The 6,249-nt window shown below is 53.7% G+C and carries 7 protein-coding genes; 3 read left to right on the top strand and 4 right to left on the bottom strand.

Going from position 1 to position 6,249, the window contains the following annotated elements; translation table 11 throughout:
* Positions 1-1,141 precede the first annotated feature (1,141 nt).
* On the bottom strand, positions 1,142-1,483 hold the full coding sequence (locus QT222_RS08355; RefSeq protein WP_491476899.1) for a hypothetical protein: 342 nt from the start codon (positions 1,481-1,483) through the stop codon (positions 1,142-1,144).
* Positions 1,484-1,561: 78 nt separating this feature from the next.
* On the opposite strand from QT222_RS08355, the gene QT222_RS08350 reads away from it, so the two are divergent.
* Positions 1,562-2,008, top strand: coding sequence for a hypothetical protein (locus tag QT222_RS08350; RefSeq protein ID WP_491476898.1), 447 nt, complete (start codon positions 1,562-1,564; stop codon positions 2,006-2,008).
* Positions 2,009-2,124: 116 nt separating this feature from the next.
* Here the strand turns inward: QT222_RS08350 and QT222_RS08345 are convergent, their stop codons facing one another.
* Positions 2,125-2,781, bottom strand: a complete 657-nt coding sequence (locus tag QT222_RS08345; protein WP_491476900.1) for an ATP-binding protein — start codon at positions 2,779-2,781, stop codon at positions 2,125-2,127.
* A gap of 425 nt (positions 2,782-3,206) precedes the next feature.
* On the opposite strand from QT222_RS08345, the gene QT222_RS08340 reads away from it, so the two are divergent.
* Entirely contained in the window at positions 3,207-3,590 is a 384-nt protein-coding gene (locus tag QT222_RS08340) for a hypothetical protein (protein WP_491476897.1), read from the top strand.
* A gap of 84 nt (positions 3,591-3,674) precedes the next feature.
* On the opposite strand, the gene QT222_RS08335 is transcribed toward QT222_RS08340, so the two are convergent.
* Together QT222_RS08335 and QT222_RS08330 are read right to left on the bottom strand one after the other, a co-directional pair.
* Positions 3,675-4,442, bottom strand: coding sequence for a hypothetical protein (locus tag QT222_RS08335; RefSeq protein ID WP_491476896.1), 768 nt, complete (start codon positions 4,440-4,442; stop codon positions 3,675-3,677).
* Between the two features lie 466 nt (positions 4,443-4,908).
* Positions 4,909-5,493: an Imm5 family immunity protein gene (locus QT222_RS08330; protein WP_491476895.1), complete on the bottom strand. Its 585-nt coding sequence runs from the start codon at positions 5,491-5,493 to the stop codon at positions 4,909-4,911.
* 108 nt (positions 5,494-5,601) lie between these two features.
* Here QT222_RS08330 and QT222_RS08325 point away from each other — a divergent pair, with 108 nt between their 5' ends.
* The gene (locus tag QT222_RS08325; protein ID WP_491476894.1) at positions 5,602-5,871 is read left to right on the top strand and encodes a hypothetical protein; all 270 of its coding nucleotides are present in this window, start codon (positions 5,602-5,604) and stop codon (positions 5,869-5,871) included.
* The last annotated feature ends 378 nt before the right edge of the window (positions 5,872-6,249 follow it).

The raw sequence follows: 6,249 nt of genomic DNA, 5'->3' as shown, positions 1-6,249 counted from the left end.
TCAACAAAGCCATTTCGACCTAATTGGCGCCGGAGGAAGACGAACAAAAGAGTGAGAACATCCGCTATTTCTGCCCCAATAGCCGGGAGAACTCGCCATAGTGGAGTCGATTCAGAGAATCCAGATCTCGGATACAAGACTGCGTCAAAGTAGCCAAAGCGATGAAGCGTCATGAACAACAACGCGGCTACGCCAACTAATGCGAATACAGTAACGAGGGTCTGAAGCGTCTTGTTCAGTGAGTTCTTCCGAGTCCACAACAGCCAAAATGACGAATTATATGTCTGTAGACATCTTTGATTCCATCATGGCAACTAGGAGGAAGTTATTGTCCAGTATACTATTAGCAACCACTGGGTTAACTGGTTGTCTCTCACGTACCCGATCTAGTACGACTGCTCGTATTTCAGACATCACCCTCATGAATTTGAGCAATGAAGCTGTAGATTTAAACCTTCAAGTGATGAAAAATGAGTCAAAAAAGCTAGATAAAGATTATACACTCAAACCAGTTGGCAAATCCAATTCAGCAACATCACACATAGTTAAGCACGACTGGATGTCTTCCCCAGGTCAATTCACAATCAGAATTGAATCGTCTGGGGTAGATGGTATAGTTGAACGTTCAGTTCCTTCTCGTGGGGCCGGTTGCTATGCTATCATTGTTCGTGTTCTTCCTGACGGACGTATAGATGTTCCAATGGACTCTGAAAGCTCACGTTGTTAAAATAACTGGGGTCCGGGGTTCAGGAAGAGCCACTCTAAACGGAAAGCGTGCGAGTTTACCTCTCCACCGTGGGCAAGGGTGAAACACGTTCATCTGACTGCAGCTCTGTTTTTAGTATCGGAACGCCGTACTCTGTTTGATACCAATGTTTTATCTGCCTGTGTCGTCTCCTCGTGAGGGGCGGACGCACACAAACGCATCTGCCACGGTTGCAATGGGCGGCCTCTGTTACTGTGGCACTTATTGCCCCACGCGAACCCTATTAGGGCGAGCACGGGGGGGATTAAACCATCAACGGTCGTCCCCTGCCCCCAGGTCAGAGACCATGCGGAGTTACTCGCCTTACTTATTCCGTGGGTGTTGCAATGAATTCATGGTGTCTATCTGAGGGGAAGCAATGTTCCCCTAGAGGGTCTACTGGTCTTGATACCCTGACCCGAGTATAGTCATTGGATATCGATCAACCATTCTATCTGGTTCCCCATCTGGTCCAGAAAAGAGTTCTTTTTCGGCCTTTGTAGGCTCTCGAACACCGAATTTCTTTTGTTCTTTTAAAGTCATATCTGAAGGGTGGGGCAATGCATAGTGACACTCCGTGTCTAGGCTCTCTGTTTGTCCGTGTGCCTTGATTTTGTTTCCAGACATACCATACGATCCCGGATTTGCGGGATTTCCATCCACATTCGGCGGATCGCCACTATAAAATTTAACCTCATTTCCAAGGCTATCTGCAACCGACCTAATTGTCCAAGTCACACTATCGCTTGTCTCGTGGCGAATAACTGGGTCCAGTTGGTGTGCTACTTTCCGTTCTTTTTCATTGAATGCGCCATAGTGAGACCAATCCCGCTGTTTCCGGTTAGGGACCTGGTTACGAGTATCCGCCTTGAGGCGACGGCGGCGGAGCAGGCGGCTAAGTACCCCGACATGGACGTGATGGCGGAGAAGTGTTCGGACCTATACGCGCTCCACACGATGCCACATCCGCGCCTCGATGCCTACGAGGACGGGGATGACGTTACGGAGTTAACTCCCAACGTCGTGACGTGGTTTATCGAGTTCCACGGCGGCTATCACGGCTCCGCTATTCTCCCGTCACTCCACCTCGATACGCGGGATACGGGCGTTAGCGGGGACCACCTCCGTCGCCTCTTGCATGATTACGGGGTTCAGACGGGGCGAATCGCGGAGGGCGACGGCGAGACGTTTTTCGCCCCGGTCCTTTGGGACTTCACCCTCGACCGAGAGAGCGGTGGGACGCTAGTGGCGCTGGCCGACTGATCTCGGTCCCGCAACCAGCAAGTCCGCCAGCATAGCACACGAGCATTGCCTGGATCGAAACGTCAGGAGAGATAGTGAATCCGAAGCGTGCAGGGGACAAGCTTGCCACGTTCGCTTCACTGATCTTTGACCTGCCGTGTAACGCTCCGGAAGTGATGTTTTCGTCTGGACGAACCACTCGCGCATCTCTCGCTCAACCGCCTCGTCGCGAACGACCGGGGAGACCTGCTTCGTCGCCGTGACGTAGGCCGTGAACTCCTCGCGAGGCAACCGTACCGACGCGCCAGAATCATCGGGTTCGACAACTTCACCAAGCGCCCGACGCCCGGCACGCTGCCGTGACTCGACCACTTCCCCGAGATGTCTCGGATCTTGTCTTCGTCTTCCTCCGACCGAACCGTGAAGATGAGGTCGAACCGCGAGAGGAGCGGTGATTTGAGTTCCACCTGTTCGGCGATATCCTTCGATGGGTCGAAGTGACCGCCGGTCGGGTTCCCTGCCGCGAGAAGCGCCGTCTCGGCCGGGAGAGACGCGTTCTTCCCTGCTTTGGAGACATGCACCTGTTGGGATTCGAGCGCCGTGTGCAACGCGTCGAGGTCCGACGTGTCGCCCTTGTCGAGTTCGTCGACGACGGCGAGTCCTTTGTTCGCTCGAACCAGCGTCCCCGCCTCGATGCTGAATTGCTCGGACGAAAACGAGTCTTTCACGATCGAGGACATCAGGCCCGCACTCGACGAGCCGGTTCCGTCGGTGCGCGCTCCGAGTGGTGCGATTTCGTACGCTGCTTCGAGGAGGAGCGTCTTCCCCGTCCCCGGGTCTTGTTTCGGTCCTTTGGATGGGCATTCCGTTCATGGAACTCCTTGCGTTCATGACTCAATTCTCGTTCTGCTGTGCTCTTCGTGTACTTGCTCGTGGTATTCGAACTGAATCAGCCTCTCTCCAGCGAACTATATTATTGTTTGTACTCTGAATATTAAATATAGAAAACATATATGGTTGAAGTTGTCTCGTACAAATGGAATGTGCATAGCGACAGGCGTATCCAAGCGCAGTTGGATCTCAACTTCTAATGAGCAATGGCGTAAAGCGGTCCAAATAGAAAACCCGGATCGAAGAGATTCACTAGATAACTCTCAATTGGGAATCAACACATTCCTGTCAAACCGTGGTGTGTGCCTTTGATCAACCTTCAAGAAGTATGATAATGAGGAAACGTTGGTACGGCATCATTGCGATTGGTCTCACTATCGGTATCGCTGCTGAGTTTGGTGGAAGATGGATCGGTCTGTCGATGTTCCTTCGGGCCGCCGCTGTCGCAATCTGTATCGGAGTCGCTGTCGGTATTCTTTCCGAATACAGTCCAAAGAGAACGGCACTCTACTCTGGAATTACTGAATTACTCCGTGCTGTAATTGCCCTCGGTATCACAGGTGTGATCGCACTCAATCAGGGTGGCAAAGAGCCCGGATTCTTACTGTTCTACATCCTTTTTTTGGGAGGAATGACTGCTGTTGTCACCGTAGTCTCGGTTCCAACTGCAGCAGTCACGGCCTCCCTGATTAACATTGTAAAACTAAAATAGCATAGGGCTCGCTATTCCCAGCGCGAACGCTTATCTCTCACAGTATATAATTCACTCAACGACCTGCTCGTTCCTCAAACTGGCTTAACTAGACAGTGCCGCCAGCACCAGTAGCAATGCCCCAGTAAAGAGGATCACATAGTAAAGGGCACGACGCAGAAGATTGCTCCGAACGTCGTGGATATCGCAGTTCGCGATGAAAAAGGGAGTATCGTCGGTGCCCCTGATCGTCGGCGTTCCGGCGTCGATCGACAATTCGCCGAATACCAGTAACAGAGCATCCTCCGGGATAGCTTTGGACTCGAACCTGTTCGTATCCAGGGAGATGTCCAACTCAGCCTCGATCACGTCACTGACTCGCGCGAGAACCATCGTCGTCCCCTCGTGAACTATGTGGACGTACGGCGACGTATAGGGGTGGACGCGGTACGGGGCGCTCAAGATGTAGCCATCCGTCCGCACGTTGGAGAGCATCGGGGCATCGTGAGCTTCGCGGAGCCAACCGGGATCTACCTTTACTTCGCCGCTGTTAGTGTCGATACCGAAGGATTCGAACTCCACGCCCGAAGCCACCGTCCCACCGCCAGCCCCCCTAGTGAGTATCCGCCAGACGTACACGGCGATTGGCGACTCGTAGTCATTGGTAGCGACGTCGCTGTGTGGCGCTTCCTCGTCAACCGTCACGGGCCCCTGGATGGCCACCGAGTTACCCGCGACCAGATCGGGAGACTCCGTGGGGGAGACACCGAACAGCACGTGGTAAAGTCGGAGGGTATTCGTCAACCGGTAGACGGCGTACAGCCAAAACAGTGAGAAAAGAACGACCGGCAAGGGATCGCTAACGCTAATCATACGTTTGCATTCTTGTCACTAAATTTAAGATCGGCGGAGTGGAACTGCCAGTACACGGTCGAACTGACTTGCTCCTTGCGGAATGGTACTATCTTCGTCAGTCGGTAATTGTCGTAGCTATCGTCACTTCCCCTTTGATTTGCTAGAATAGCGATTATGGATAGCGAGATTGAGGAGGCCACTAACTAGACAGTGCCACATTCAACAAGATTTTCTCGTTCTTGTGCTCCTGGAGATAAGCGGCATAGATCCAGATGAACGATTCAATCTGAGGGAGAATCAGATTAATCACTGAGGCATACCGCTCGTCCCTGTAGTTATTGGCGATCTCCTCAATTATGTCTTCTCGCTCATATTTCACTTGGCGATGTGTCCAAAAGGCTCGATCAGATAATCGACGTCGAGCTCGTTGATAGCTGAGTGTTATTCTCGGTACAATTTCATGTCTGCCGACTTCGACAGCCCGTCACTCGGCAATCCGGTGTGCCTGCTCGACGTACCAGAACCAGAACTCCTGCAGGCGGTCGGAATCGCTCTGAAACTCCCCCTCGTTGAAGGGAAATCCGCCGGCATATGCGCCAGCCGCGTACAGCGAATAGTCCCAGTCGTCCAGCGCTGCATCGGGAACGGTTTTTTCACCGACGTAGCAATCGAACAGTGCCAGATAGAGCATCTCACAACAGGCCCAGCCGACCAACTGTGCGTTCAGCTCCGCTGCCGTCGTCCCCGCTGTATTTTCGACGCCTGTAACAAATCGATTCACTGCCTCTCGGACGGTCTCGTCATCTGTATCGCCAGCGAGATACCGTTCGGCAAGCCGGAGGCTTCGCTGGGCAATATCCGACTGTGGTATCTGCTGCTCCCATATCGGTAGCACTTTTTGACACGTCGTAATCGCCAATCGGGCCCGTCTCGTGTGGGCGGGTGTTCGCTCAGCTCTCGATTGTCCGGTTCCGGTCACCGGCCCGAACGACCGCCACAGTTCTTTTCGAAGCGGCAGCACGAAGTGGCAGTCGTCCCGCTCGCGAATGGACGCTTTGTATCGCTGCACGGCTGCTGACGTGATCATCGATACTAGATAGTTGTGCATCTCGCGTATCTCAGTTCTGTTCGGGACTGGAGTCGGACCGTATATGCGCTCGGCAATCGACTCTGACGTATGGAACTCGTTTGGCACGACAGTGTTGGCGATCCTGTTCTCACTGTCGTCGTGCGGGTGGCTGGGATGGACGACGCGGACGCGCTGGTCGCTGCGATTGCGGAAGCCGGTGACTGTCTGGAAGAGATCGACGAGGAGATCGAAGGGACCAATCGACTCGCGTTCGTCTTCGAGACGCCTGACTGTGAGCGACTGGACGACGATGCGTTCTTCCAGCGCGCCTGCGAACACGAACGTGTCCGTGAACGGATAGCCGACTTTCTGTGGTGAGCCAAACCGTCATCCGAACTGTCCCGCCTGCAGTCTGATCTGGCCCCGACGCCTCGGATTCGAACGCCTGATCAGTGTTTCTTGGTGAGGAGAGTGCCACGTGCTCTTTCCCCTGCCACACCCATTTCTTTCGTGCCTCGAAGGGAATTCTGAGTTCTTTCGGCCAGTCGCTCCCGTGGGGCTTTTCCGGAGCCGGGTCGCCACTCCCGAGGACGTAATAGGTGTCTGTCGTGATGGATTCGGATTCGTCGCCCATAGGCTGTTACACGTCGTCTCTGTGCATTTGTCGAAATTCCCTGACCGACTCACAGTCGTGTTCGTCCAGTCGCGTGATCCAGCCACCGAATTTGTATCGACGCCAGCACTGCTGGCCGTCGA

It is taken from the genome of Haloferax sp. s1, from assembly GCF_058382125.1.
The sequence above is the reverse complement of the archived record's forward strand: the minus strand, read 5'-3'. Positions and strand labels throughout refer to the sequence as shown.

Coding starts and splice junctions, on each gene's coding strand:
- QT222_RS08340 (WP_491476897.1), top strand. CDS start 3,207: ATGATAATGAGGAAACGTTGGTACGGCATCATTGCGATTGGTCTCACT.
- QT222_RS08335 (WP_491476896.1), bottom strand. CDS start 4,442: ATGATTAGCGTTAGCGATCCCTTGCCGGTCGTTCTTTTCTCACTGTTT.
- QT222_RS08325 (WP_491476894.1), top strand. CDS start 5,602: ATGGAACTCGTTTGGCACGACAGTGTTGGCGATCCTGTTCTCACTGTC.